Origin of the sequence: Actinacidiphila oryziradicis (assembly GCF_005047355.1) — a bacterium.
In the GTDB taxonomy this organism is placed as follows: Bacteria; Actinomycetota; Actinomycetes; order Streptomycetales; family Streptomycetaceae; genus Actinacidiphila; species Actinacidiphila oryziradicis.
This window is the reverse complement of record NZ_SUMC01000049.1, coordinates 13,575-40,095: the sequence shown is the minus strand read 5'-3', so window position 1 is coordinate 40,095 and position 26,521 is coordinate 13,575. Positions and strand designations below refer to the sequence as shown.

Here is a 26,521-nt window from a genome sequence, read left to right as displayed (position 1 = left end):
CGTGAGCACGCACCAATATCTGTGGGCCGAGCTGACCACCGAGGACGTCCAGGGCCTCGCCAAGGACAGCGCCGTGGTGATCCAGCCGATCGGCGCGGTGGAACAGCACGGCCCGCATCTGCCGCTGGTCACCGACGCGCTGACCGCCAGGGTCATCGCCCGTACAGCGGTGGAGAGGCTCGGCGCCGACTCCAACATGTGGGTCCTGCCGACCCTGCACTACGGGAAGTCCACCGAACACCTCGGCCGGGCCGGCACGATCGCGATGTCGACGGCGACCCTCCAGGCGGTGTGCCTGGACCTCGGTGAATCGCTGGCCAGGAGCGGTGTGCGCAAGCTTGTCTTCGTCAACGGGCACGGCGGCCAGCCGAGTCTGCTGGACGTGGTCGCCCGCGACATCCGCTACCACTTCGGCCTGGAAGTGTTCTCCGTCATGCCGTCGCGGTTCCCGCTGCCCGACGGCGTCGAGGACCCGGACCCGTTCGGCATCCACGCCGGTTTCGTCGAGACGTCGCTGATGCTGGCCTTGGCGCCGGAACTCGTACGGCTGGACAGGGCCGTCGCCGACGGTCTGCGGGCCGGCGAGCTGTACCGCGCGCAGCGGCATCTCACCCTGGAGGGCGTGGTGCCCACCGCATGGCTGATCGACGACATCTCGGCCTCGGGCGTCGTCGGCGACCCGGCCGGGGCCGGCGCGGAGACCGGCAAGCGGATCGCCCTGCACTGGACGGAGCTGCTGGCCGAGGCGCTGCTGGAGGTCCAGGCCTTCTCCTTCCCGGCTCCGGACGGAGCCGCACGGTGAGCGCGCTGCCCGGTATCGACCCGACCCGGACGGCCCTGACCGTGACCGGCGGACTCTTCCTCACCATGGCCGACGGCCAGGACCCGTTCACCGGCTGGATGACGGTCGGCGCCGACGGCCGGATCACCGGCATCGGCCCCGGCGAGCCGCCGTCCCGCGAGGGCACGGTCCTGGACGCCACCGGAAAGATCATCGCGCCCGGGTTCGTCTCCGCCCACAGCCATCTGCACACCTCCGGCCTGCGCGGCCTGGCGACGGCCGAGACGCTCTACCCCTGGGTGCGGGCCAACAACGATCTCCTGCTCGGCGTCGGCGCAGAGGACATGTACTGGCTCGCCCTGCACGGCTGCCTGGACTTCATCGGCAACGGCATCACCTCCGCGTACAACTTCGCCCAGAACCGGGTGTTGTGGATGTACGACCAGGTCACAGGCCGCGACGAGCCCGCCCGGATCCACTCCGAGGACTTCCTCACCCGGCAGTTCGACGCGGCGGCCGACTCCGGCCTGCGGGTGTACACCGCCATCCGGCTCGACGACGAGGTCTTCGGACCGCAGGCGGCGCTGGACAACTTCGGCCTGATGTCCGCCGACGTCCGGGACCGCATGCCGGACGACGCCCAGCTGGGCATCTCGGTGTACGGCGCGGTGCAGTGGTCCGGCTCGCCCGACACCGCCGTCCTGGAATCCCGGGCCATGGAGCTGTTCGGGGTCGTCAACCAGGCGCACTTCGTGGAGACCGCCGAAAACCTCGCCGCTCAGCAGGCGAAATTCGACTGGTACGCCGAGGCCGGAGCGCTCGGTCCGGGCATGCTGTTCGGCCACTTCGTCCACCCCACCGACGCGATGATCGACGCCGTCGCCGCCACCGGCAGCGCGGTGGTCTGGCAGCCCACCTCCAACGGCCGGCTCGGCTCGGGCCTCGCCGACATCGTCCGCTACCGCGACCGGGGGATCCCCATCGGAATGGGGCTGGACGACCAGTCCTGCACGGACATCTCCGATCCCTTCCAGAACATGCGCATCGGCATGTACGCGATCCGGGCCCGGTACTCCCGGGCGGAGGTGCTGATGCCCCGGGAGGTGCTGCGGATGCACACCCTCGGTTCGGCCGAGGTGCTGGCCGTCGCCGACCGCGTCGGCAGCCTGGAGACGGGCAAGCTGGCCGACTTCCTGGTCGTCGACCCGGCCCGGCCCGACACCGGGCCGATGTGGGACGAGTACGCCTGCTACGTCATGGCCTGCGGACTGCGCAATCTCAAACAGGTCTACCTCGGCGGAGCTCTGGTCAGCGAGGAAGGGCGGTCACTGCACCCGCGGGCCGACGAGGCCGGCCGGGAACTGCGTTCCCGGCTCGTCCGGGCGGCGAGCGACCGGGGACTGCCGCCGCCGGTCGCCACGGGGTGGTGAGTCCGCGCCCGTCGCTGAAAGCGCATCGGGGCAATTCAAAGCTGAACGTAACTGGAGGAACGATGACAACCGCGGCACGCCGGCACCTCGGTGCTTCGGTGTCGACGACACTGTGGGGCCGGCTGCCCTGCGCCGAAGACGCACCCGTACTCACCGTCGACCCGGGCGAGCAGATCTCCATCGACACCGTCAGCCACGAAGGCATCCTGGAGGACCAGGGCCGCGACCCGGTCGCCTTCTTCGGCAGACACGGCGTCCCCGGCGAAGACGTCCTGGCCGACGCCATCGCGATCGCCTCCGGCGGCGCCCACACCCCGGCCGACGGGCCGCACATCGTCACCGGGCCGATCGAGGTCCGCGGCGCTGCGGCCGGTGACTATCTCGCCGTACGGGTGGACGAGCTCATCCCGCGTACCGCCTACGGAGTGATCTCCAGCCGGCACGGCAAAGGGCTGCTGCCCAGCCGATTCCCCGCCGGCGGAAAGCTGACCAGCATCTTCTGCTCGGTGCTCGACGCCGTCGACGGCGCCTCCGCCGCGCAGGCGACACTGCCTCTCACGGCCGGCTCCACCCATCGCGTGGTGCGCTTCCCGATCGCGCCGTTCCTCGGCCTGATGGGCGTGGCCACTCCCGGACCCGGCAGGCTGCACTCCACCCCGCCCGGCGAACACGGCGGGAACCTCGACATCTCGGTGCTGCGTGCGGGCAGCACCCTGTATCTGCCGGTCCAGGTACCCGGCGCCGGCTTCTACATCGGCGACCCGCACCTCGCGCAGGGCGACGGCGAGATCTCGCTGACGGCGCTGGAGGCACCGCTGCGCGCCACGCTGACGATCGACGTCGTACCCCGGCAGCGAGCCGCCGAGCTGTTCGGTGACGCACGCGGCCCGGTGGCGCGGACCCCGGAGTATCTCGTGCCGACCGGCCTGGACACCGACCTCGACGAGGCGGTCGCCAAGTGCGCGCACAACGCGCTGCAACTGCTGAAGGCATCCTTCGGAATGGACCACGAGCTGGCGTACGCCTATCTCAGCGCGGCGACCGACTTCGACATCTCCCAGGTGGTCGACGTGGTCAAGGGCGTACACGCTCGGATCAGGCTTTCCGATTTCGCACTGGTGGAAGGACACGCATGGCGATGAGCGGGCACGAGGAAAGCGAAGAGTGCGAGGTGATCGCACCCGTCGGCGCGCCGCCGGGCCTGCTGGAGGCGTTCTGGCGCTACGACAAGGCCCTGCTGGGCAACGACCGGCCGACTCTCGACGAGCTGTTCATGCGCGGCCCGCACACTATTCGGGGTGACGGGCAGGCGCTGCTCGTCGGCCATGAGGCGATCGCGGGCTTCCGGTCCGCGCGCGCCAGGATTCCCACGCGCGCGGTCGTCCAGCTGCACGTCCAGGTGATCGCCGATGACGCCGCGCTGCTGATGGCGCGCACCCGCGACGGCGACACGACCGGACTGCAGACGCAGTTGTGGCGGCTGGACGGGGACCGGTGGGTGGTCGCCGCGGCACATGTGAGCCTGCCCGTCGCGCCCAAACGGATCGCGCCTTTTGATACGACGCTCTGGCGGGTGGTCGGCGATCCGCTGGCCGCCGCGACGGCACCGGGGCCGCTGGAGGGCATCGGCGTCGCGGTGAAGGATCTGTTCGCGGTCGCCGGGCACGCCGTCGGCGCCGGTGTCCCGGCCTGGCTGGCCGAGCAGCAGCCACAGCGGGACTCGGCGCCCGCGGTCGCGGCGCTGCTGGACGCCGGGGCGCACCTCGTGGGCATCGCGCGCACCGACGAGTTCGCCTACAGCCTGGCCGGCACCAACGCACACTACGGAACCCCGCCCAACCCGGCCGCGCCCGGCTGTGTGAGCGGCGGCTCGACCAGCGGGCCGGCCAGCGCGGTGGCCCTCGGCCAGGCCGCGGCCGGGCTCGGCACCGACACCGCAGGGTCCATCCGGGTCCCGGCGTCCTACCAGGGCCTGGTCGGGCTGCGTACCACGCACGGCGCGATCGGCACCGACGGTGTGCTGCCGCTGGCCCGGTCCTTCGACACCGTCGGCTGGCTGACCCGGGACGTGCGCACATCCGCCGCCGTCGCCGGGATCCTGCTCCCCGGCACGGAGGCGGTGGCGGTGCGCCGCACCGTTCGCCTACCGGAGGTCGAGGCACTCGCGAGGGCGGACGTACGGGACGCCTTCACCGCCGCCGTCCAGGGGCTGACCGAATCCGGGCAGCTGCCACCGGCCGAGGTGGTGGAGCTGCCGCGTGATCTGCTGGAACGCTGGTTCGCCGCGTTCCGTACCGTACAGGCGTGGGAGGCCTGGCAGGCCCACGGCTCATGGATCACCGGACATCCCGGCTCGCTCGGCGCCGATGTGGCCGCCCGCTTCGCGCAGGCGTCCGAGGTCGGCGAAGAACAGGCAGCGGCAGCACGCGAGTTGACGGCCGCCGCGCGCGAGCAGCTCGGGGAATGGCTCTCGGGCAGCGTCCTGGCCATCCCCTCGGCCTCCGGCCCGGCGCCGGCCCGCAGCGCGTCGGGGGAACAGATCGAGGCCGAGCGCGCGGCGACGCTCCGGATGACCTGCCTCGCCGGACTCGCCGGTGCACCCGCGCTGTCACTGCCCCTGCTGCGCTCCGCCGACGGCCGCCCGGCGGGCCTGTGCCTGCTCGGCGCACCGGGAGCCGACCACAGCCTGCTCACCCTCGCCGCCGGACTGGAGATCGCACCATGACGCACCCGGGCCCCGAGGACCGGTACGCACCCCTGCGCCACCGCAACCGCTGGCAGTTCCCCGGCCCGCACATCGATCTGCACCGGCCGCGACTGGCGTCCCGTTCGGCGACCCTGCGCGCCGAACCCGCCACGGTTGTCATCGATCCGTCCCGTACCGCCCTGGTCGTGGTGGACCTGCAGAACGACTTCTGCGCCCCGGGCGGCTGGCTGCACGGCATCGGCGTCGATGTATCGGTGCTGGCAGCGGCGGTCGGGCTGAGCGCGCAGGCGGTGTCGGCCGCCCGCGCCGCCGACGTACCGGTGATCTGGCTGAACTGGGGCAACCGACCCGACCAGGCCAACCTGCCACCGGGCGTGGCCCATGTCTACGACCCGGCGGGCACCGGCGAGGGCATCGGCTCCCGCACCGCCGGAAACGGCTCACGAGTGCTCACCAAGGACGCCTGGGGCGCCGCGCTCGTGGACGGTCTGGTCGCCGAGCCGCAGGACATCCACGTCGACAAATACCGCATGAGCGGCTTCTGGGACACCCCCCTGGACAGCATCCTGCGCAATCTCCGGGTGGACACGCTGATCTTCGCCGGGGTCAACTCCGATCAGTGTGTGTACGCCACCCTCATCGACGCGGCCTGCCTCGGCTACGACGTCGTCATGCTCACCGACGCCTCGGCCACCACCTCGCCGTCGTACTGCCACGACGCGACCGTCTACAACACCCGCCAGTGCTTCGGCTTCACCGCGTCCACGCCCGACCTGCTGGACGCGCTGGCCACCGCTGCCGGCGACTCCAAGGGGAACAAGGAGAACAAGGAGAACGCAGTATGAGCACCGCCCCGATCCTGCGCCACCTCGACCAGGTCGTACCGCACCTGATCTCTCCGGCCGACACCGTCCGGCTCGCCCTCCTGGCCGGCCCCGCCGACGGGTCGCCGGCCAGCGTCTTCTTCGAGGCCTGGGAACCCGGCGGCGCTCAGCCCGACAATTCCCACCCCGACTCCACCGAGATCTTTGTGGTCCTCACCGGCCACGCCATCGCGCACAGCGACGAACACTCCGTACCGATCGGCCCCGGCGACGTACTGGTCCTGCCGCCCGGTTCGGTGCACCGCATCGAGAACACCTCCGCCACCGAGCGGCTCTACACCGTCACCATCATGACCGAGGACGGGGGCGCCATGCCGGGGGGCTTCGCGGCACTCGTCAGCGCCGGTACCCCGGTCCGGTGGGACGACGCCGACCGGGCGGTGCTGCGCGGGCACTGAGCACGGTAGTAAAGGATGCCGTATGCGCAAACTACTGACTGACGTCGGCCAGACCCTCGTGCCACCCAGCGGGGACCGGCATGGTCCGCTGCCGCCGCTCATGCTGGCGCTGACAGTGGTCACGGGCCTGGTCGACGCGGTGAGCTACCTGGGGCTCGGGCATGTCTTCGTCGCCAACATGACCGGCAACGTGGTCTTCCTCGGCTTCGCCCTGGCCGGTGCCAAGGGCCTGTCCGCCCTCGCCTCCGTGGTCTCGCTGGCCTCCTTCCTTGCCGGCGCGCTCGCCGGAGGCCGTCTCGGTATCCGGCTCGCGGCCCACCGGGGGCATCTGCTCACCGTCGCCACGGCCGCCCAGACGATCCTGGTCGCCGTGGCCGTGGTCACCGCCGCGGTCACTCACGGAAGGGTCACCACCGGCGTCCAGTACACCCTGATCGTGCTCCTCGGAGTGAGCATGGGACTCCAGAACGCGGTCGCCCGGCGTCTCGGCGTCCCCGATCTGACCACAACGGTCCTGACCCTCACCCTGACCGGACTCGCCGCCGACTCCACCCCGGCCGGCGGTACGGCACCACGGCCCGGCCGTCGTGTCCTGTCCGTACTGGCCATGTTCCTCGGCGCCCTCATCGGCGCTCAGTTCGTCCTGCACGCCGACCTCTCCGCCTCCCTGGGCCTGGCTCTGCTGCTGCTCGTTGTGACCTCCGTGACCACCCGCCGCCTCTCGTCCGCCGATGCGGCCTGGGCCCGGCCGGGGACCTGACCACGTACCACCCGGGTCCGCGCGCCGCCCCTTCTGTTCGCGCGGCCTCTAAATCACGCGGAGCGGGGTAGACGGTGCGTGTGTGAGCGCGCATGCGCTTCGAGGAAGCCCGTTCAGACCTCCAGGAGTGCGCCGGTGAGTGCGGATGAGACCAGCCCGGCCCCTGTACCCGCGGTGGCCGCCCGCCGTCCGGACCCGGACCGTCGGCTGTCACGGTCGTGGTTCTCCATCGGGTTCCGGGCCGGCCTGGGGGCGCTGGCGGCGTACTGGCTGGTGCTGGCCGTCCAGCACGTGGAGAGCACCTTGATGCTGGTGCTGCTTTCCCTGGTGATCGCGATCAGCGCGGACCCGGTCGTGGGCTGGCTCACCGGCAGGGGGCTGCGCCGCTCCTGGGCGGTGGCCGCGGTGATCGTGGGACTGTTCCTTTTCCTGGGCGGCCTGTCGACGCTGTTCATCGCACCCGTCACCAACGAGATCACAGCCCTGGTCCACAAGGTGCCGACCTGGCTGCAGCAACTCCACGACCACCAGTCCTTGCTGGGCAGGCTGGAGGACCGCTACAAGATCACCGAAAAGGCCAAGAAGCAACTGGGCACCGACACCAGCAGTCTGGCCGGCGGCCTGATGGGCGCGGGCCAGCTGGTGGCCACCACCGTCACCGGCCTGTTCCTGGTCATCACCCTGACCATGTACTTCCTGGCCGGACTGCCCACCCTCAAGCGCTTCGGGCTGCGCTTCGTGGCCGGCAGCCGGCGCGAACACGCCGAGGCCCTGGTGGACGAGATCCTGCTGCGCACCGGCCGCTACATGCTCGCCAACCTCGCCACCTCGGTCATCGCGGGACTCGCCACGTTCATCTGGCTGGAGGTCTGGGGCGTTCCCTACCCTGCGGCGCTCGGGGTGTTCGTCGCGCTGATGGATCTGATACCCCTGGTCGGGTCCACCCTCGGCGGCATCGTGGTCTCGCTGGTGGCGCTGGTGGTCTCACTGCCGGTGGCGATCGCCACCGCCGTGTTCTACGTCGTCTTCCGGCTCGCCGAGGACTATCTGATCATGCCCCGTGCCATGAAGTTCGCCATCGAGGTCCACCCCCTGGTCACCATCCTCGCGGTGCTGGCCGGAGGCGCCCTGGAGGGCGTTATCGGCGCTCTGCTCGCCATCCCCGTCGCGGTGGCCATCGGGCTCGTCCTGGACGACGCTGTCTTCCCCCGGATCGCCCGGCGCTGACCGGGCACTGACGCGGCGCTCGACGCCCGAGTTGGCCCGATTTGACAGCTCGTTTCGGGGTGGGAGGCTGGAGTTGGTACGGCCCGCCGATATTGGCCGCCAACCAGGCGCCGGGCGGGCCCCGGGTCGCCTGAGGCGACCGGGCACACAGTGTTCCCGGAGCGTGCAGCTCTCGCGTGCACAGCGCTCCTCTCCTTGCGCCTTCCTCCCTGTCTGCCTCAGCGTCTTGGCGTCCTGTGCCGACCGAATCGGGTTTCCACCCGGAGGTGATCCACGTGAAAGCACTGGTCTACGAAGGACCGATGACCGTCAGCGTCGAAGACGTCCCGGACGCGCGCATCGAGCGGCCCACCGATGTGCTGGTGAAAATCACGACGACCAACATCTGCGGCTCGGACCTGCACATGTACGAGGGCCGTACCGACATGGAGACCGGCCGGGTTCTCGGCCACGAGAACATGGGCGAGGTGATCGCCGTCGGCGAAGCCGTCGACAGGGTCAAGGTCGGCGACATGGTGTGCATGCCGTTCAACATCGCCTGCGGCTTCTGCGAGAACTGCGACAAGGGGCTCACCGCCTTCTGCCTCACCGCGAATCCCGACCCGGGCATGGCCGGCGCGGCGTACGGCTTCGCCGACATGGGGCCCTACAACGGAGGTCAGGCCGAGCTGCTGCGCGTCCCCTGGGGCGATGTGAACTGCCTCATCCTGCCGCCGGAAGCGCGCGAGCGGCAGACGGACTACGTGATGCTCTCGGACATCTTCCCCACCGGCTGGCACGCCACGGAGCTGGCCCACCTGCGCCCGGGAGAGACGGTTGTCATCTTCGGCGCCGGCCCGGTCGGCCTGATGGCGGCCCTGTCCGCCACGCTCAAGAGCGCCAGCAAGATCTTCGTCGTCGACCGCCATCCGGACCGGCTCGCCCTCGCCGAACAGATCGGCGCGATCCCCATCGACGACTCCAAGGCGTCGCCGATCGAGCAGATCATGGAGCAGACCGACGGCCTGGGTGCCGACCGCGGGTGCGAGTGCGTCGGCTACCAGGCCCACGATCCGCAGGGCCACGAGCACCCCAACATGACCCTGAACAACCTGGTGAAGAGCGTGCGCTTCACCGGCTCCATCGGTGTCGTGGGAGTCTTCGTGCCCCGGGACCCGCAGAGCCCCGATCCGCTCTACAAGGAGGGCGAGGTCGCCTTCGACTACGGCCTGTTCTGGTTCAAGGGCCAGAGCATCGGCAACGGGCAGTGCAATGTGAAGGCCTACAACCGCGAGCTGATGCACCTCATCCAGACGGGCAAGGCCAAGCCGTCATGGATCGTCTCCCACGAGTTGCCGCTGGACCAGGCCCCCGATGGCTACGAGCACTTCGACCGGCGCGACGACGGGTGGACGAAGGTCGTTCTGCACCCTGACGGCGCCCGGTAACCGGAGAGGCAACCGGAGAGGCACGGCGTAGTCTCCCGCTGGGGGCACGATGCCCGACTCGCTCGACCAACGACTGGACACCATCGCCCGGCACCCGTTCCGCGCCAAGTTCCACCTGCGTGGCCGCGAACGGGTGACCGCGGAGCTCAGTGGCCCGTCAACGATGCGGTGGCACGCGTACGACCTCATCGCCAAGCGCCTGGCACCGGCGGAGCCGTACAAGGACGGCAAGCAGACGCCCTATCGCGGCCATCCGGTCTTCGTCGCCCAGCACGCGACTGCCACGTGCTGCCGCACCTGCCTGCAACGCTGGCACGACATCCCCAAGGGCCGGGAACTCAGCCGCGAGGAGCGGGCGTACGTCGTGGACGTGATCTGCCGCTGGATCGAGCGCGAAGTCGAGTCGACAGCGGGAGAAGGCCGCGAATAGGCAACCCACCCCCACCCTTCAGGATGGTGTAGCGATCGGATCCGGACTCTTGGTGTAGGCGAACTGTTCGGTTACGAGGATCGTGACGGGTTTGGGCGTGGGGAGGGCACCGGCTGCGGCGGCCGTCTTGGCGTCGGACGGCGGTCCGGGTATGGGCAGCCGCGCCGAGAGCGTGCTGATACGGCCGTGGACGAGCGTGGCGACCAGGGCGACGACAGACCCTCCCGCCTGATGTGACATCTCGGTCAGCCAGGCGCGGTCGGCTGCCGCTTCGTGGGGGGCCAGTCTGGCGGTGTCGATGCCGAGTTGGTACTCGGTGTGCTGACCGGCGGCATCGGAGGTGACGACCGGCTTCGAGTTCACGACGCAATCGGGCCAGGATGTGGCGTCCAGGAGAGTCGTCAGCTGGAAGGGGTCGAGCCCGGGGGCCTGGATCTGCGGCATTGTCCCGGGGTCTCGCGCGCCCGTCCGGCCCAGGTCCTGCCCGGTGCCGGTCAGGGATTGCGGCGTCTTGCCCTCATAGAAGCTGTTCTTGACCCGGACGGCGACGACCGGGGTCCGGCCGTCCACGGTCAGCCGCGTCTCTCCGATCTCCCGGGGGAACTCCCAGGTGACCGTGCCCTTGCCCTGCGCCACGGCAATGGTGCCGGACTCGACGGTCTCGGTGACGGCAGCGGTCACGGCGGGCAGCGCCGTCGTCCGCTGGTAGGCACTGTGGACCAAACCGATGACCTGCTGCTGCGCGCTCGGTGTGGCAGCGGTGTACGCGCAGCCGGTGGCCAGGACGGGAATCAGGCCACCGGCTGCGATGCGCAGCGGCCTCACGGCCCCTCGTTCGCGGCGAAGTCGCCCGTCATGGAACTGACCAGCCAGTGGTCCGCGGAATCCTTCACCAGCGTGGCCGTGTAGTCCATGACGTTGACCGGATTGGCCGTGACCCACTTGCCGTCGAGCTGCTGCTGGAACTTCGCCCACAGGGTGACCCTGGCCTGGACCGTCGCGGTCGAGCCGGACACAGCCACCCGGGTGAAGGCCACCTTTGATGCTCCGCTGCCGAGATTGCGGAACTTCGGGTCCGCTTCGGCGGCCACGGCGTTGCGCAGGCCGACTGCCTCGTGTCCGGCCTGAGCCGGTGTGAAGTGCTCGGCGAGAGTGGCCGAGCCGGCCGACAGCTGCCGCCGGCGCACCAAGGGGCCGATCGCGGGCGCGGCCTGGCCGGTCGCGAGGCTCGACACGCGGCCGAGGGCGGACGCGGGGGGAGCTTCGACGGCACGGGTGGCCTGGACGGCGGCGGTGAAGGCACTCCTGACCCTGGACAGCTGCGCGGTGTCGGCCAGGACCGCGCTGGAGACGCCCTGCTGGCTTCCGGACGCGCTGCCGGCGCCGCTGAGGGCGATGGCGCCGCCGGCGGTTGCGACTGCCAGGACGCTGACCAGCGTCGTGACCAACCGGGTGTGCTTGACGAGGGGCATTGCTGGCTCCGGTTCGCGGGCGTTGCTGACGGCTGGGTCAGTTGGCGGCGTCAATGTGGACGAAGTAGATCGTGGTCGTCGCCCAGTTGGCGTTGTACGGCTTGAGAGACCAGAAGGCGTGGTACCGGTTCGTGGTGTGATAATCCACGTAGTTTCCCTTCCACGCCGGGCTGCTCGGCTCGGTCCCGTAACCGACCTGCATCGCCGCGTGGCTGACGCCCTCGCCCTGGCCCCAGTCGTAGAAGAGCACGTCCCCGGTGGCCTCGCTGTCGGGCGTCCAGTAGTCGGTCGACGATCCGGGAGCGGTGCCCCCCGGGTGGCCGCCGGGCTGGTCGGCCAGCAGGAAGCGGTAGTATCCGTCAGCTGCGGCCCAGGAGTTGCTCCAGCTGAAGGTGCTGCTGGTGGGGCCGCTGCCGCTGCTCCACCAGACCTTGTCGCTGGATCCGTTGGTGTAAGCCCCCCGGAAGGGGTAGCCGCCGCCCAAGTGGGCGGCCTGGGACACGAAGTTCGTGCAGTCCCCACCGAACACCGGGTAGGACGGGGTATTCGGGTGCAGCGCGTACTGGTCGGCGTAACTCGCGGCGCCGCTGCCCGAGTAGGCCAGGGCAGGAGCCGCTGTGGCGGACACCATTGACGCCGTGAGTGCGGCGGTGAGCGCGGCTGCGATGCGGCGCTTGGACCTGGAACCGGGCAAGGCGGAACTCTCCCATCGCGAGGGCAAATATCATGCACCTGACATGGCTTTTTGTGAGCCTACCGTGACGCTACTGTGAAGCAAAAATGCCGGTTTTGGGGAGCACTCTCCTTCGGGTTATGAAGACCACCTCCAGGCGCTCCAGACTCCCCAGCCAGAGCCGCTCCCTCCAGTTCGCGGTCTGAGGAGGCTCCGGCTCGGAGCGTTCGCCGCGTTCAGCGGGGCCCAGCAGATCACGGATGTACCAGCTGGTGCGGGCGAACTGGTCCAGTCGCGCCTGGAATGCGCCGAGTGCTTCCTGCTCGGGCCGGCCCAGGATCCCGAGCGCCTCGGCGATGGCATCGGCGGCTTGGCGCCTGGGTGTTCGGCCCGTGCATGCTCGTCATCAGCCTGGTCGCCGGTGCGACGTTCCTCGTGTCGAGCAGTGCGAGGTACGCCGTCTCCATTCCCGGCACGCCGTGAGGGGACCGTCCAGGACCGAGGGAATCAGGCGTCGGCGAGGGTCGGCCAACGGATCTGTGTGGTGCACAGGGATACGAGGATCGCCGAGGCGGCAACGGCGCCCATGCCCCAGACCAGGCTGCTGGCGCTCGCTATGAAGCCGATCACCGCTGGTCCGGCCAGCAAGCCTGTTGTACCCATGGCGGCGACCAGGGCCAATGCGTCCGAGCCCTGTCTTGCCGCGGCCACATAAATGCAGGGTGTCACGGCTGCAATGCCCAGCCCGACGCAGGCGAACCCGAGCAACGCCGGCACTACGCCACCAACCAGCAGGGCAAGCGCCAGCCCCGCACCGGCCACCGCACTACCGACCCGGACAATACGTCCGTCGCCCCAGAGGGTGCGCCAGCCGTCGGCGAAAATACGAGCCAGCACCATCATGACCGAGACGACTGCGATGCCCATGGGGGCCAGTTCTGATGCCGCGTTGACAACGTCCTTCATATAAAGCGCCGACCAGTCGTTCATGGCGCCTTCGGTCACGGTGCCGAACACCATCGCGCAACCCATCCATATCGTCACGCGAGACGGTACGGTCAACCTGCGACGGTTCTTCTTCAGAGGCCGGGGGTCTTCCGTCGGCTGGTGGTCCTCCGTCAGCAATCCCGATTGGGCGTATCCGACCAGCAGCAACAGGATGACGATGGCTACACCAAAATGCGCCGCGAGGGACGGGGTCAATATGTTCATGCCGGACGCGAGGAGCGCGGCGCACAATGATCCACCGCTGAACGTCGCATGAAATTTAGCCATAGCCGTTCGCTGGTATGTGACTTCGAGTGCGGCTCCTTGCGCGTTCATGGCGACATTCAAGGCCCCGACGGCGATGCCGTCGCAACAAATGATCACCAGAGCGACGGGATAGTCCGGCGCCGCAGCCAACGCAGGCAGGAGCAGGCCCAGACAGAGGGCCGACAGAAGCGCGAGGCGCCGGGAGCCCAGTCGCTTCGTCAGGATCGCCACGAGGGGAAAGGATGCTGCTGCGCCCGCACCACAGGCCATCAACAACAGGCCAATTTCCGCTGTGGTCAGGTGAAGTTGCGTTTTGATCGTGGGCAGCCGCGATGCCCAGGTGCCGTACTGAAACCCAAGAATGAAGAACAGCGCCGCGATCGCCAACTGCGCTCGACGGAATGGATCGCGAACGCGGAACATGCGAATCAGCCTACTTCGTCTTCCGGCGGTGACCGGTGCAGCGGGTCGTTGGTCGGCTTCGACTTCTTGGTTCGGCATCCTTACACCGCCTTGGACATGTACACCGCGTCTGCGCCGTAGCTCCTCGGGAGCGCGACCTCATGATGGGCTTTGTATTCGTTTGCCGACCAGAAGGTCTCACTGCCTCCGACGGCGATCAAGGATATCCGTTCGTACATCTTTGATCCTGCCGTTACCGTGAGGTGGTGCAGGAGACGCTTTGCCAGCCCCCTGCCGCGAAAACTCTCGCCGATGACGAGATCGTGCAGATGCAGGTTACGCGAGTGAAAAATGGTCTCCTCCATCCGGCTCAGATCCGGATACTGGAACATCGGGTAGGGCAGTGCCAGCAAGTAGCCCGCTATCTGCTGTTCAAAATCCAGTACAAAGCACGTGGCCGGCGAGGCGTGAGCTCTGGACTCCAGTGCGGCTCGTTCCTCCGACAGCGCGCTGTCGGTGTACGCACTGGCTTCCAGCGCTACAATGCCGCTCCAGTCGCCGTCGGAGACGTGCCGTATATGAACGTCGTGGCCCATTTACTCCAGACCTTTCATGCATATGTCGCCGTGTATCCAGGTGTACGGAAGCGGACTGAAACCATTGAACCCTTGGGTCGTGTAGCTGGTGGCGTAGGCACCGGTGGAGAGTATCCAGACCGGATCTCCTGATGCCACCGCCTTGGGCACTTGAACGAGATTGTGCCCGTAGGCGTAGGCGTCATCACTGTCGCAGGTAGGGCCCGCGACAACAGCTGGGACGTATTCCGCGTCAAGGTGAGAAGGAAACACCAGCTTGTATTGCAGTTCGTCCATCTCGTACAAGCCGTTGAATTTTCCACAGCTCAGGTACAGCCAGTACTGGCGTTCATCGTTCAGCTGTTGCCTGGAGGACAGCCGGGACACGTGTGCCCTGATTGCGCCGTGGTCGGCGACCAGATAGCGGCCCGGCTCCATGATGAAGTCCAGGTGGGATCCCGACACCTCCCTGAGCTGCTGCATGCCTTCTCGGATCACGGCGAATATCTTGTCCATCGGAGGTTCCAGGGGCCTGCTTCGCCTGTCGAGATAACCGAGGGCGGGCAGGCCACCACCGAGATTGATATGGTCCAGAAAGATCCCTCGCTGGTTCAGGGCCGCGAGCACGTCAGCAAGGCGTTCGAAAGCATTTTGCCAGGCGTCGGCTGTCATTTGCTGGGAGCCGACATGAACGGACAGGCCTGACGGTTTCAGGCCCGCTGCCCGTGCTGCTTCCATAACGAGTACCGCGTCGGTACCGGAGCATCCGAATTTCTGGCTGAGACCCCAGAGTGCCCCGTCCCCGGTGGTGGCCAGCCTGCAGAACACTCGAGCACCGGCAGCATGGGCTGCGATCGCCGCCACGTCTTCCCGGCTGTCGGTCGCAAAGTCCCTGACGCCGAGACGATGTGCATCGATGATATTCTGGTCGGACTTGATGGTGTTGCCGTAATGTATCTTGCCGATCGGCACGCCGGTCCTGATCGCTTGCGCAATCTCGTTGGGACTTGCCGCGTCGAAGCCGGCACCCTTCTTCGCCAGACTGGCAAGCACCTCGTCCACCGGACAGGATTTCATTGCAAATCGGACGGAGATGTCTGGCAGCTCCCGCATCAACGATTCGTATTGTCCTTCAATTCCTGCGAGATCGAAGATGATCTGGTCCTCGGAAGCGGCTGCCAGGGCGGCGCGCATATGCGTATTCTCGTCCATAATCGACACTCTGGGTCCGGCTACCGGTGCCGCTGCGGCTGGTGGACGCTCGTTGCCCTGCTCGCCTGTATCAGCGGTTCCCATGCTTCGATCAGCAGCGCGAAGTCCTCGATGTCCTGCTGGGCTTCGTCGAGCAGTTGCCGACTGCGTGACGCCAGGAGGTCGGCGAACTCGGCATATCTGCCCCCCAGCTTTCGGTAGGAACGGTCGAGGCTGTTCAGCCGCTGTATGTTCTCCTCCTTGTCCAACCAGGTGCTTTCCCTGGTGAATTCGACGATCGTGGAGGCACGGACGCGATTCTGATCGTCGAGCAGTGACTCGTCGGCTGCTGCCATCCTGTCGTAGATGAAATTAAAGTAGAGCATCGACAGGAAAAACTTCGTGAACCGCATCTGGTAGGCCATGAATCCAGAGTCGGTTCTTCTTTCATTGGTGTAGAAGTTCACGATGTTGCGGTTGTGCAGGACGCCAGGCAATTTGGCGTCATAGACCAGGTGCATGAGGAAGTAATCGCTGCCGATGGTGTTGGTCGCAGGCGGCAGCGGCACGCGCTCGTGTACCTGATGGAAACTGATGTTGCACATGTCCACCCGCATGGGGTCGACGATGGTCAGGGTCGAGTGATCGCGGATGAACGTTTCGGTGCCGGCTCCCCTGAAGGATTCGTCGACCAGGTCCCTTTTCTCCTCGTCCGACCACTCGCCAGGGGCCCACAGGCTGACGACATCGTAGTAGATGTCGCGGTCGAGCTGATAGATCTCGCTTATGTCCACGGACAGCTCACCCACAAAGGAGCTGCCCACCAACACCACTGGTTTGTGTGCGTGCGCCGGATCCAGTGCGGTCTCGGACACGCCATTTTCCGCGTCGATCGCGCGTTTCCCGAGTGACATGAGTTCGTGGTGAATAGGAAAGACGGGTTCACCATTCAGGACCTGATAGCTGCTGTCCGAATCCCTGCGGTGCACCGATTGACATCCGAGCGCGCTACCGATCAAGAACGCGCGATTGGTGCAGGCACCGTAGGAAACGTCGTCCGGGAGCATGAGATCGAGTATCAGATCGGGCTTGGCGACGCCGGCCCGGTGGATCACTTGCCGCAGAAAATTCCGCTGCTCCGCTTCACCCAGATGGTGCACGACCACGTTCGGCGCCCTGTAGGCCTCGCTGACGACTTTGGCGTGCTCCGCAAACGCATGCTCGTCGGAAGAGTCCAGTACCAACAGGTGGACCTCGACATCGAAGTGTTCGGCCGCGTAAGCTGCCTCCTCACTTATGGCCGATATCGTTGCGGAGCATGCTCTGTTCGTGGGAAGGGTCAGACAGATTTTGTGCATGCCAGTTCTCCGGTCGACCGTTCGAGTTCTTGCCCACTCCAGGATTCGAGCCCCAGCAGCTTTGCGCCAAGGTCGTTCAGCGTGGGAGTGCCGTACCTGAGGGATTCATGCTTCGTCGCGTCACCGACCAGCGTCTGGTTCCAGTCCGGTGTGCTGAGATGGCGCCATGAGTCGACCCGGGATCGCCTCATCTCATGGTGTGACTCCAGAGCGGGCATCATGGAGAGGTACTGGACCGCTCGAACACCGTTCTCCGAGGTGTTGCGCGCTACCCCATGCGCAAGCAGACCGTTCCAGATCAGCAGGTCGCCGGCCTTGAGTTCCGGTCGGACCACGGGAAACTCCGCCCGGTCGGCCTCGGGCCTGATAGGGTCCCGGTCCGACGGCTGAACGGCCTTCCAGCGGTCGAACTGACGGAACAACTCGGGCGAGCACTGGAAACCGCCCTGTTCTGGCTTTGTATCGTTCAGCGCGATGATCCCCTGGACTCTTTGTGGCGGCACACTGAGCGTGGAGTCGACATCCCAGTGGAGCTCGATGTCGAACCCCTTGTCCGTGGGCGCTATAAGCGCGCGATCGCGGTTCTTGATGTTGGGCGGGTTCAGATTGAGCCGGTCCAGGGTCACCCACAGCTCTTCGCAGTCCCACACGTCGACGAAGGCATCATAGACTCGCTGTGCCTGGCGGTTGTCCCAGATGAGCTGGTGATGGTAGGCCTCGACGAACCCATAGATGTGGAGCTCTCGGTCCAAATCCGACCGGAACAGCCGATCTGAGTACCAACTGTCCGGCCGGGCCGGATCGAGTCCCTGGAAGTCCCATGTGAACTCCAGCAGACGTTCCGCCACAGAGGTGGGAACCGCCTCTTTTACAATGACATAGCCGTAGGTCTGCCAGAAGTCGAAGTCCTCTTCGGAGAGCACTCGAAGCTTTCGTGACTTTTGGAGATCTCTCAGCGGTGTCTGCGCCAGATACGTCTCACCGTCTGAGCTGAAATATGGGATGTCCGAAGGGGCTCGATGCAGATATCGGTCGGACGTCGGCATGTAATCACTCCAGGCTCGAATTTGCTGTGGCTTCAGCGCGACCGCCGTTGCCAACCGGGATCGACGCGGTTCGCCGACCAAGCGGATCGACTGGCCGACTCGGAGGGTGTGGTCACGGCCGGCTGTCGGTAAGTCACGGGCTGCGGATGGGTTCGGCTGTCCAATCGTGACTGCCGCTCATGCCTCGAAGATGTGCCATCCGAGGATGAGAGTCGTGTAAGGCTGCCATGCGGTGCGGGGGTTCATCCGCAAGCGACGAGGGTAAACAGGCGCACGGCAAGCAGACTTAGTAAGAGCGCACTGTCGCGCGAGTCGGTCGCCCCGTGGATGGTGTGGCTCTCCGCGAAGACGGAAGTGGGATTCCTACCTCCTTGTACTCGGTGCCCATCACAGGTCGTAGACCCCCACAGTGGACTCACGGCGTCGGCAAGTCAGCTCGCTCATCCGGCAAGCAGCCAGGCCAGGACCTTCACCTCGCCGAACATGCGTTGCACTAAGATGGATTGGACAAGCCTAAGCTGAACCAAGGTTGGTCTAGACCATACTCCGGTGTCAACCCCCACATTGGGGAGATCCGGTGGCAGGCGGCCGCGCTGCCCGATCGGGCAGCCGGTATTGCGCGGCACTCGGGAATGGCTACGGCCGGCCGTTCGTCGACGTCGGCAAGGGGTGGCTGTATGGTGCGCCGATGTCCTTGCCCCGGTCGGTCTCGCGCCCGCTGTCCGGGTACGGGGCGCCGCGCCGGGGACGGCTGCGGCGGCCGCCAATGGGCAGGACAGCGGCCGCCCGTGGGAGGTGTCAGCCGCCCGTGCTCTCACGTATCTCGAGGCTGTAGGGCGCCCACAGTTCTCCCGGCTCGCCGGGGGATCGCCCGTCGAGCCGGCTGAACAGCCGGTTCACGGCCAGCTGGGCGATCATCGTCTTGTCCGGCGAGATGGTGGTGAGGGTGGGCGTGTTGTAGCGGCCGGCTTCGATGTCGTCGAAACCGACGACGGCCACGTCGTCCGGGATCCGCACGCCGCGGGTGAGCAGGGTGCGGATCGCGCCGAGGGCCAGCGGATCGTTGTAGCAGAAGACCGCGTCGGGCGGTCCGCCGGGATGATCGAGCAGGTCCGCCATGGCAGCTGCTCCGGCACCCAAGCCATGACGGAGGACAGTACCTCGGCATAGAGGCCGACGGCGACGCACTCGCCGTCCAGCGGTGGCCAGACGTATACGGCGTCGTCGTGCGGCGAGGGCGCGGCGAGCCGGCCGCCGCCCGGGATGGGCAGTGGCAGGTTCTGGACAAAGTTTTGGCCAAACCGAGGACGATCTCCCCTGTCTGTGATCGGGTCTCCCCCGATGGCTGTCTCAATGTCCGTTTGGGAGGACCTGGTGTCAGCACCAACCCGTAAGAGACGATGGTTCACGGTCTGTGCCATCGCCGCATCCGCAACTCTGGTCGCCATACCCGCAGGCGCCGCCCCCGGCCGGCACAGCAGTCCCTTCGGGGTCCGTACGCTCAAGCAACTCGCGGCCGAGCGCTCGCAGTCGGCAGGCGGCGTCACCGCCAAGGTGACAGCGAAGGACGCAGACAACGGCAACGAGGCCGACGAGATCGCCGAGGGCGCGGACCAGTACGCCGAGGCCCGTACCTCGCCGGGCATCGTCGCACCGGGCGCGTACAGCGCGGCCTGGAGTTCCCTCACCAACCTGCCAAGCACCGAAGGCAGCTGGCAGAACGTCACCAATCTGCCGTACAACTCCGACGACTCGCGCTACCGCGACTACGCCTCCAACTCCAGCGGCGGCTCCGGTTACGTCACCGGCCGCCTGGCGGCGATGGCCGCCGACAACGACGGCTATGTGTACGCGGGCAGCGCGGGCGGCGGGGTATGGCGGTCCCGGAGCGGCGGCGGGCACTGGCAGGCGATCAGTGACGGGCTGTCCTCGCAGTCCACCGGCGCGCTCGCGCTCGATGGCGGCGGGCGGCTGTGGCTGGGGACCGGGGAGGCGACGACCAACGCTGACTCGTACCTCGGCAGCGGCGTGTACGTGCTGTCCGACCCGCACCACGGCACGTTCTCCGGACGCAGCCGGGTCGGCGGCACCGAGCTGGAGAGCACCACCATCCATGAGCTGCGATTCGCCGGCGACAAGGTGTGGGCGGCGACCAGCAGGGGGGTGTGGAGCCACTCCACGAAGACGCTCAGCGGTGCCTGGAAGCAGGAGTTCGCGCCCAACCCCGACTACCTGCCCGGTGGTTCGCTGGCGAGCGACCCCTCGGCCGCGTACAAGAACATCGCCAATGACATAGCGATCGACCCGAAGGACCCCTCCAAGGTGGTCCTCGCGGTCGGCTGGCGCAGCGGTGACGCCTACAACGGCTTCTACACCAAGGTGAACGGCGTCTGGACGCGGATCACCAGCGGCCTGGGCGACCTGCCGTCCGACGCGGCCAACGTCGGCAACGTCACCTTCGCCCGGTCCGCCGACGGCTCGCGCTACTACGCGATCGACCAGTCGCCGCAACAGCTGAACACCAACCCGGACAGCGGCCTGGAAGGCATCTATGTCTCCAAGTCCGGCTCGCCGACCGGCCCCTGGACGAAGATCGCCGACTACAAGGGCCTCGCCGCCGACAACTCGGCGCTGACCGGCTCCGGGTACATGCCGGGAGTACAGGCCTGGTACAACCAGTTCCTGACCGTCGATCCGGCCAACGCCCAGCATGTCTACGCGGGCCTGGAAGAGGTCTACGAGACCAAGGACGGCGGCAGCAGCTGGTCGACCGTAGGCCCGTACTGGAACTTCGGCTTCTCCTGCTGGAGCATCGACCCCACCAAGCAGACCGGCGACTGCAGCCAGACCACCCACTCCGACCAGCACGGGGTGGCCATCGGCAGCTACCACGGCAAGAGTTACGTCTACGTGGGCAACGACGGGGGTGCCTACAAGCGGCCGGTCAACGGCGCGCAGGACTCCTCCGGCCACGCCACCGACTGGACCTCGCTCAACGACGGCACCATCGACACCCTCCAGTACTACTCGGTGGGCGTCGGCAAGGACCTGACGTACGGCGGCGTCTCGGTCACCGGCGGTCTCCAGGACAACGGCCAGTCGGTGCTGCGCAGCAACGACACCGTCATGGGCTCCAACTTCGGCGGTGACGGTGGCGATACGCTCACCGACCCCGCCAACGGCTGCAACATCGCCGAGGAGTATGTCTACCTCGCAGTCCAGGTGACCCAGAACTGTGCCGTCAACGACGGTTCCTGGATCAATGACGCCAGCAAGATCACCTCGTACAGTGTCGCCCCGGCCGACAACGCCACCGGCGAGGCCCGCTTCATCGCCCCGCTCGCCGCCGACCAGAAGAACAGCTCCACCTGGATCGCGGGCGGCCGTCATGTGTGGGTGCAGACTCACGGCTACGCCATCCGCAGCAGTGACGAGTGGACCAGCGTGTACGACCTCGGTGCCGGGCACACCGCTACCGCCGTCGCCTCGTCGGGCGGCAAGGTGTACGCCGCCTGGTGCGGCCCCTGCAACAACCAGGGCTTCACGCGCGGCATCGCCGTCGGCAACGCGGACGGCACTGGTTGGCACGACATCACCCTCCCGGCCACCGGTACAGTGCCCAACCGCTACCTCAGCGGCTTCGCCATCGACCCGTCGAACGCCAACCACGTGTACCTCACGGTCAACGGCTTCTCCCGGCTGTGGACCGAGGGGCCGGGCGCGGGTGTCGGGCATGTCTTCGAGTCCAAGGACGGAGGCACCACCTGGACCGACATCTCGGCGAACCTGCCCGATGTGCCGGCCGACTCCGCGGTCGTCCTGCCGAACGGCGGCCTCGCTGTCGCCACCGACCTCGGCGTGGTCTACCGTGCGCCGGGCCGTACGAGCTGGAAGCGCATCGGCCGGCTCCCGGCGGTCGCTGTGCTCCAGCTGAAGCTCAGCCCGAACGGCAGCACGCTGTACGCGGCCACCCACGGCCGTGGGATCTACACGATCGGCGTCCGCGGTTTGAGGTGACGCCCACGCGCGGATGAGGGAGGGGTGGCCCCGTACCGGGGTCACCCCTCCTTCGCGTACGGGACCACGCTCACGTGGAGCGTGAAGGCGGTGTGCGCCGGGCCCGCCAGGTCCGGCGCCTTCGCCAGCACAGTGACCTCGGCGGCGCCGGCCCGGGTCGCGGCGCACCTCAGGTCGGCGCGGGCGGTGCCGTCCGCGCCGACCTGCCATCCGGACACCAGCACGAATACGGGCGCGGAGCTGTGGACCGCCGTCCACCGCCGGTCGTCCGCACGGGGCCGCAGGATGAGGGTCACCACGGCCCCGGGCCGTGCGCACAGCGGCCGTTCGGCCGCGTCCCCGGGGACGACGGTGACCTCCGTGTGCCCGGCGGCGCAGCTCCCCGCCGCCGATGACCCGGTGGCCGGGGCGGACGGGCTCGGCGACGGGCCCGACGAGCGGCTCCCGGAGGGGCCTCCCGCGGCGCCGCCTGCCGACCCGCTGCACGCCGCCAGTAGGGCAACCCCGGCGGCGACCCACCACCCGGCCCAGCACCGCATCCCAGCACCTCCCGACCGATCCGTGCGTGTGGATACCAGCATGCCTCGCGCTCCGGGAACCGCGCGCGGATCCCGGAGAGGGGCGTCAGTGCGGGAGGGTCCAGGTCTGGGCGGTGCCGCCGACGCAGTGGTAGATCTGTAGCTGGGTTTTGTCGGTGGAGGTGCCGCCCGGGTCGTCCAGGCACAGGCCGGACCGGGGATTGACCAGTTCGCCCGCGGAGTTGGCCTGCCACTGCTGGGATGCGGTGCCGTTGCAGACGTGGAGCTGCACCTTGGTGCCGTTGGCGGTGCCGCCCTGGACTACGTCCATGCACTTGCCGAAGGCCTGGAGGGTGCCGTCGGGGATGACCGTCCAGTTCTGGGCGTCAGTGCCGTTGCAGGTGTAGAGCTGGATGTGGCTGCCGTTGGAGGTGCTGGAGCCCGCGTCGTCACCGCGCACTGGCCCCCGGGCGCCACGAGTTGAGGTTCCAGGTGGCACGCGCGCGCGGCGGGTCGTCCTTCCCCGGGATGTGGTGCTCGGACCGGGGGACGTCCTGGTCGCCCTGTGCTACCCCATCCAGCCCAAGGTGTTCTTCAAGCCCAGGCTGACGGAAGACCGATGGCGGATCGCAGTCCTGAAGCCTCACACGCCTGGCGGTCGGTGAGCGGCTCCCACTCGTCGGGCTGGGCCGGCGAGCGGCGGTGAACCGGCGACGGCGAAGCGCTCAGGGCTTGCCGCCGACCTCGCAGGCCCGGCACGGGGGACGGCCGCAGGTGCACTGCATGATGGCGTCGAGGACGTCGTGATCGTGGTAGAGGCACTCGTCCCGGCAGGTGTGGCGCGGGATGAAGCCCGCAGCGATCTCACTGGGCCACGGCTCCTCGCCCTCACGGCAGCGGACGAACCGCTCAGGATCGGTGGCGTGGAGCTCGTGCATGTCCGCCCGGGCCTCGTTCTCCAGTTCCCGGGCGTGGGTGACCACGGCCTTCAGTTGGGCGGCGAGGGCGGAGTACCGGTCGTCGCCGGTCCGTACATGCGCGGCCCGCAATGCCATCGCGGCGTTGCCCAGGAATCTTCCGGCATCCTGAAGGTTTGTCACGTGGTGTAGCTGAATTCCCGTCACGCCCCGGACCCAGACGGCGTCGATGCTCACTGGTTCACCTTTCCCGTGTTCGCCTCGCCCCTGACTTTCGGGCAACGCATTTCCCGGCCGACCGGCACTGACCATCCGTACGTACTGTCCGCACACACGGAGACGGGCGCGCTTGCCGCCGCATTTCGTGAAATCGATATCTCCAAGGGACGGTAAAACGGCCGTCGGCACCCGTCCACCGAAAACCGAGTGAATCGGCTCACAGTGCTCCGGCCGGCCCCGGAAAGGGGTGCCGGCCGGATGGGTGGGGGTGAGTTGTCTGCTCCTGTCAGCTTTCGGCCTCGGGGACGGTGTACGAGAGAGCTCCCGTACCGGCCAGCTTGCCGGCGTCGACGATCAGGTACTCCGGGCGGATGGGGTGCCCGTCGAGCCAGCACTCCAGGATCTCCCGGGTGCCGGCGGCGTAGCGGGCCTGCGCGGAGAGGGATGTGCCGGACACATGCGGCGTCATCGCCTCGTGGGGCATGGTGCGCCAGGGGTGGTCGGCCGGTGGCGGCTGCGGGTACCAGACGTCGCCCGCGTACCCGGCGAGCCGGCCGCTGTTCAGGGCGCGGACCACGGCGTCGCGGTCCACGATGAGCGCGCGGGCGGTGTTGACGATGTACGAACCGCGCTTCATGGCCCCGATCAACTCGTCGTCGAAGAGATTCTCGGTCTGCGGATGCAGCGGGGCGTGGATCGACAGCACGTCGACCGAGGAGGCCAGGGAGCGTACGTCGGGATGCCAGGTCACCCCCAGTTCCCTCTCGACCTCCGGCGACAGCCGGTGCGGGTCGTAGTAGTGCAGCTTCACGTCGAACGGCTTGAGGCGGCGCAGCAGCGCCTGGCCGATTCGGCCCGAACCGAGGACGCCGACCTGCATGCCTTCGAGGTCGTAGGCGCGCGAGACGCTGTCGGCGATGTTCCATCCGCCCTTGGTGGCCACCCACTCGTGCGCGGGCAGGTAGTTCCGGACGAGGGCGAGGATCTGCATCACGGCGTGCTCCGCCACGCTGATGCTGTTGCTGAAGGTGATCTCCGCGACCGTGATGCCATGGGCGATGGCGCTCGGCAGATCGACATGGTCCGAGCCGATCCCGGCGGTGATCGCCAGCTTGAGCCGGGTCGCCCGGGAGATCCGCTCGGGGGTCAGATAGGCGGGCCAGAACGGCTGGGAGATCACCACATCGGCGTCGCGAAGCTCGCGGTCGAGGACCGAGTCCGGTCCTTCCTTGTCGCTGGTGACGACGAGGGTGTGGCCCCGGTCCTCAAGGAAGCGGCGCAGTCCTAGTTCGCCGGACACGCTGCCGAGCAACTGGCCGGGGGTGAAATCGATGGCTTCCGGGGTGGGCGTGGTCTGTCCCCCGGGGTAGGCGGTGATGGCGGGAATCTCGTCGCGGGCGTATTCGGGAGGGTAACCGTCCGCCGGGTCGGGATAGAGCACCAGAAGGATCTTTGCCATGGCTCCTTGCCTCCGTCGCTGGGGCAGCCGGACTGTCCGGTCCGGCCTTTCCGCCGGGACACGTGCCCGTGCGCCTGGGCTCTTCGAATTTTAGTCGACTGTGCGTTCGACGCGCAATCATCGGTCGGGGCGCTCCGAAAAGGCCGGCCTACTCAATTCGCCCCCGTCGTCCGGACTTTGCGGGCAGCGGGCCCGAACGGTCGTCCTGAGCTTGACATCGGGATTCTCCAGGCGTCTCCTGAAAGAGAAGAAAGTTATAACGGCGTGCGGTTACCGGGCACGCCGCGAAAGTCCAGGTTGACGAGCCGTGCACCGGCATCCGGAGGCGGGCTTGAATGGCGACCTATGAATACTCTTGCAGCCGTTGCGGACCTTTTGAGGTGCGGCTGGCGATCGGCACCGCGCCCGTTTCGTACGGGTGCCCCGTCTGTGCGGGCGCCGCGAGGCGGGTTTTCTCCGCTCCGGGCCTGAGGGCGACCCCGGAGGCCGTGGCCTCCCTCCACGACCGGCAGGAACAGTCCCGTGAGGCCCCTGCCGTGGTCTCCGAGGTACCCACGCGAGCACGGGCACCGCGGCGCTCTCCGCACCCCTCGCTCTCCCGGCTGCCCCGGCCGTAAAAGCGGCGGCAAGTATGGGGCGGGGTACGGCGCCGGTGTTGCCGGTGCCGGTTATCCCGCACGCGGACCCAGGAGGTGCGTGCGCGTGGCAAATGTAGGACTGCTCTTCGTCGGTGCGGTGCTCTTCCTCAACGGAATCATGCTTCTGGGGAAGGTCGACGCGCGGTCCGCCGCGGTGTTCAACCTCTTCATAGGAGCACTACAGGTACTGACGCCGACCTATCTCATCTTCACTTCCGGAGGCGACCCGCACAAGATTCTGACGGCCTCCGGACTCTACTTGTTCGGCTTCACCTACTTGTATGTAGGCATAGGCCTGCTCATGGGACTGGACACCACGGGTGTCGGCTACTACTCGCTCTTTGTGGCGGTCGCGGCGCTGGGGTACTCGTACGCCAATTTCCGGCTCCTCCACGACTACGCGTTCGGGGCCATCTGGCTCTACTGGTCGTTCCTGTGGTTCCTGTTCTTCCTGCTGCTCGGCCTCAAGATGGAGACCCTCACCACCTATGTGGGCTCGGTCACGGCCATCGAGGGCTGGGTCACCGGAGTGATCCCCGCCGGGCTGCTGCTCTCCGGCTACTGGAGGCCTGAGCACAACCAGGCGATCGGCATCGCGCTGGGCATCTTCGCCGTGGTGGTGTTCACGGCGCTGTGGCCGGTCACCAAGCCCCCCGGCTCGGTGACGCGCGGCGCATCGAGGGCCGGAGGCACCACGGCGGCCGGAGCGCACTAGACCAGCAGCCGCGGGAAGCAGCA

The 26,521-nt window shown here is 67.7% G+C and carries 26 protein-coding genes; 13 read left to right on the top strand and 13 right to left on the bottom strand.

Annotated elements, in window-relative coordinates; translation table 11 throughout:
- Nucleotide 1: 1 nt before the first annotated feature.
- The 10 genes from FCI23_RS35105 to FCI23_RS35060 all read left to right on the top strand — a co-directional run bounded on the left by FCI23_RS35105 (nucleotide 2) and on the right by FCI23_RS35060 (nucleotide 10,044).
- Entirely contained in the window at nucleotides 2-802 is an 801-nt protein-coding gene (locus tag FCI23_RS35105; RefSeq protein WP_169317076.1) for a creatininase family protein, read from the top strand.
- Nucleotides 799-2,211 (top strand): amidohydrolase family protein, encoded by a 1,413-nt coding sequence (locus FCI23_RS35100; protein WP_211265579.1) that lies wholly within the window; start codon nucleotides 799-801, stop codon nucleotides 2,209-2,211. Before FCI23_RS35105 ends, FCI23_RS35100 begins: the two co-directional genes overlap by 4 nt.
- Before the next feature lie 62 nt (nucleotides 2,212-2,273).
- A complete protein-coding gene (locus tag FCI23_RS35095; RefSeq protein ID WP_136728218.1) occupies nucleotides 2,274-3,353 on the top strand; it encodes an acetamidase/formamidase family protein in 1,080 nt (359 codons plus the stop codon).
- Nucleotides 3,350-4,936 (top strand): AtzH-like domain-containing protein, encoded by a 1,587-nt coding sequence (locus tag FCI23_RS35090; RefSeq protein WP_136728217.1) that lies wholly within the window; start codon nucleotides 3,350-3,352, stop codon nucleotides 4,934-4,936. The genes FCI23_RS35095 and FCI23_RS35090 overlap by 4 nt, the downstream gene beginning before the upstream one ends.
- Nucleotides 4,933-5,763 carry a cysteine hydrolase family protein gene (locus FCI23_RS35085; protein ID WP_136728216.1) on the top strand — a complete coding sequence of 277 codons (831 nt, stop codon included), beginning with the start codon at nucleotides 4,933-4,935 and terminating at the stop codon, nucleotides 5,761-5,763. The genes FCI23_RS35090 and FCI23_RS35085 overlap by 4 nt, the downstream gene beginning before the upstream one ends.
- The gene (locus FCI23_RS35080; RefSeq protein WP_136728215.1) at nucleotides 5,760-6,200 is read left to right on the top strand and encodes a cupin domain-containing protein; all 441 of its coding nucleotides are present in this window, start codon (nucleotides 5,760-5,762) and stop codon (nucleotides 6,198-6,200) included. The genes FCI23_RS35085 and FCI23_RS35080 overlap by 4 nt, the downstream gene beginning before the upstream one ends.
- Before the next feature lie 22 nt (nucleotides 6,201-6,222).
- Entirely contained in the window at nucleotides 6,223-6,960 is a 738-nt protein-coding gene (locus FCI23_RS35075; protein WP_136728214.1) for a YoaK family protein, read from the top strand.
- 135 nt (nucleotides 6,961-7,095) lie between these two features.
- Entirely contained in the window at nucleotides 7,096-8,187 is a 1,092-nt protein-coding gene (locus FCI23_RS35070) for an AI-2E family transporter (protein ID WP_136728213.1), read from the top strand.
- 275 nt (nucleotides 8,188-8,462) lie between these two features.
- Nucleotides 8,463-9,614: a glutathione-independent formaldehyde dehydrogenase gene (locus tag FCI23_RS35065; RefSeq protein WP_136728212.1), complete on the top strand. Its 1,152-nt coding sequence runs from the start codon at nucleotides 8,463-8,465 to the stop codon at nucleotides 9,612-9,614.
- 49 nt (nucleotides 9,615-9,663) lie between these two features.
- Nucleotides 9,664-10,044 (top strand): DUF4186 domain-containing protein, encoded by a 381-nt coding sequence (locus FCI23_RS35060; protein WP_136728211.1) that lies wholly within the window; start codon nucleotides 9,664-9,666, stop codon nucleotides 10,042-10,044.
- An 18-nt stretch (nucleotides 10,045-10,062) separates the two neighbouring features.
- Here FCI23_RS35060 and FCI23_RS35055 read toward each other — a convergent pair whose 3' ends face one another.
- The 9 genes from FCI23_RS35055 to FCI23_RS35015 form a co-directional block, all read right to left on the bottom strand.
- A complete protein-coding gene (locus FCI23_RS35055) occupies nucleotides 10,063-10,869 on the bottom strand; it encodes a hypothetical protein (RefSeq protein ID WP_136728210.1) in 807 nt (268 codons plus the stop codon).
- Entirely contained in the window at nucleotides 10,866-11,516 is a 651-nt protein-coding gene (locus FCI23_RS35050) for a hypothetical protein (protein ID WP_136728209.1), read from the bottom strand. The genes FCI23_RS35055 and FCI23_RS35050 overlap by 4 nt, the downstream gene beginning before the upstream one ends.
- A gap of 37 nt (nucleotides 11,517-11,553) precedes the next feature.
- Nucleotides 11,554-12,210: an amidase domain-containing protein gene (locus FCI23_RS35045; protein WP_136728208.1), complete on the bottom strand. Its 657-nt coding sequence runs from the start codon at nucleotides 12,208-12,210 to the stop codon at nucleotides 11,554-11,556.
- A gap of 486 nt (nucleotides 12,211-12,696) precedes the next feature.
- Complete coding sequence (locus FCI23_RS35040) at nucleotides 12,697-13,866, bottom strand: MFS transporter (protein ID WP_136728207.1); 1,170 nt, start codon at nucleotides 13,864-13,866, stop codon at nucleotides 12,697-12,699.
- 80 nt (nucleotides 13,867-13,946) lie between these two features.
- Nucleotides 13,947-14,441, bottom strand: a complete 495-nt coding sequence (locus tag FCI23_RS35035; RefSeq protein WP_136728206.1) for a GNAT family N-acetyltransferase — start codon at nucleotides 14,439-14,441, stop codon at nucleotides 13,947-13,949.
- On the bottom strand, nucleotides 14,442-15,632 hold the full coding sequence (locus FCI23_RS35030) for a type III PLP-dependent enzyme domain-containing protein (RefSeq protein WP_136728205.1): 1,191 nt from the start codon (nucleotides 15,630-15,632) through the stop codon (nucleotides 14,442-14,444).
- Nucleotides 15,633-15,652: 20 nt separating this feature from the next.
- Entirely contained in the window at nucleotides 15,653-16,969 is a 1,317-nt protein-coding gene (locus FCI23_RS35025; protein WP_136728204.1) for a DUF6271 family protein, read from the bottom strand.
- Entirely contained in the window at nucleotides 16,951-18,015 is a 1,065-nt protein-coding gene (locus FCI23_RS35020; protein ID WP_136728203.1) for a phytanoyl-CoA dioxygenase family protein, read from the bottom strand. The genes FCI23_RS35025 and FCI23_RS35020 overlap by 19 nt, the downstream gene beginning before the upstream one ends.
- 798 nt (nucleotides 18,016-18,813) lie before the next feature.
- Nucleotides 18,814-19,203, bottom strand: a complete 390-nt coding sequence (locus FCI23_RS35015; RefSeq protein ID WP_407646070.1) for a substrate-binding domain-containing protein — start codon at nucleotides 19,201-19,203, stop codon at nucleotides 18,814-18,816.
- Nucleotides 19,204-19,389: 186 nt separating this feature from the next.
- On the opposite strand from FCI23_RS35015, the gene FCI23_RS35010 reads away from it, so the two are divergent.
- On the top strand, nucleotides 19,390-22,032 hold the full coding sequence (locus tag FCI23_RS35010; RefSeq protein ID WP_136728201.1) for a beta propeller repeat protein: 2,643 nt from the start codon (nucleotides 19,390-19,392) through the stop codon (nucleotides 22,030-22,032).
- A gap of 41 nt (nucleotides 22,033-22,073) precedes the next feature.
- Here FCI23_RS35010 and FCI23_RS60535 read toward each other — a convergent pair whose 3' ends face one another.
- The 4 genes from FCI23_RS60535 to FCI23_RS34990 form a co-directional block, all read right to left on the bottom strand.
- Nucleotides 22,074-22,571: a hypothetical protein gene (locus FCI23_RS60535; RefSeq protein WP_246144363.1), complete on the bottom strand. Its 498-nt coding sequence runs from the start codon at nucleotides 22,569-22,571 to the stop codon at nucleotides 22,074-22,076.
- An 85-nt stretch (nucleotides 22,572-22,656) separates the two neighbouring features.
- Nucleotides 22,657-23,010, bottom strand: coding sequence for a ricin-type beta-trefoil lectin domain protein (locus tag FCI23_RS35000; protein WP_246144361.1), 354 nt, complete (start codon nucleotides 23,008-23,010; stop codon nucleotides 22,657-22,659).
- 265 nt (nucleotides 23,011-23,275) lie between these two features.
- Nucleotides 23,276-23,704: a hypothetical protein gene (locus tag FCI23_RS34995; protein ID WP_246144360.1), complete on the bottom strand. Its 429-nt coding sequence runs from the start codon at nucleotides 23,702-23,704 to the stop codon at nucleotides 23,276-23,278.
- 268 nt (nucleotides 23,705-23,972) lie between these two features.
- A complete protein-coding gene (locus FCI23_RS34990; protein WP_136728199.1) occupies nucleotides 23,973-25,145 on the bottom strand; it encodes an NAD-dependent formate dehydrogenase in 1,173 nt (390 codons plus the stop codon).
- A 335-nt stretch (nucleotides 25,146-25,480) separates the two neighbouring features.
- Here FCI23_RS34990 and FCI23_RS64045 point away from each other — a divergent pair, with 335 nt between their 5' ends.
- Nucleotides 25,481-25,762 carry an FmdB family zinc ribbon protein gene (locus FCI23_RS64045; RefSeq protein WP_136728198.1) on the top strand — a complete coding sequence of 94 codons (282 nt, stop codon included), beginning with the start codon at nucleotides 25,481-25,483 and terminating at the stop codon, nucleotides 25,760-25,762.
- Between the two features lie 85 nt (nucleotides 25,763-25,847).
- Nucleotides 25,848-26,498 carry an AmiS/UreI family transporter gene (locus FCI23_RS34980; protein WP_136728197.1) on the top strand — a complete coding sequence of 217 codons (651 nt, stop codon included), beginning with the start codon at nucleotides 25,848-25,850 and terminating at the stop codon, nucleotides 26,496-26,498.
- Nucleotides 26,499-26,521 lie beyond the last annotated feature (23 nt).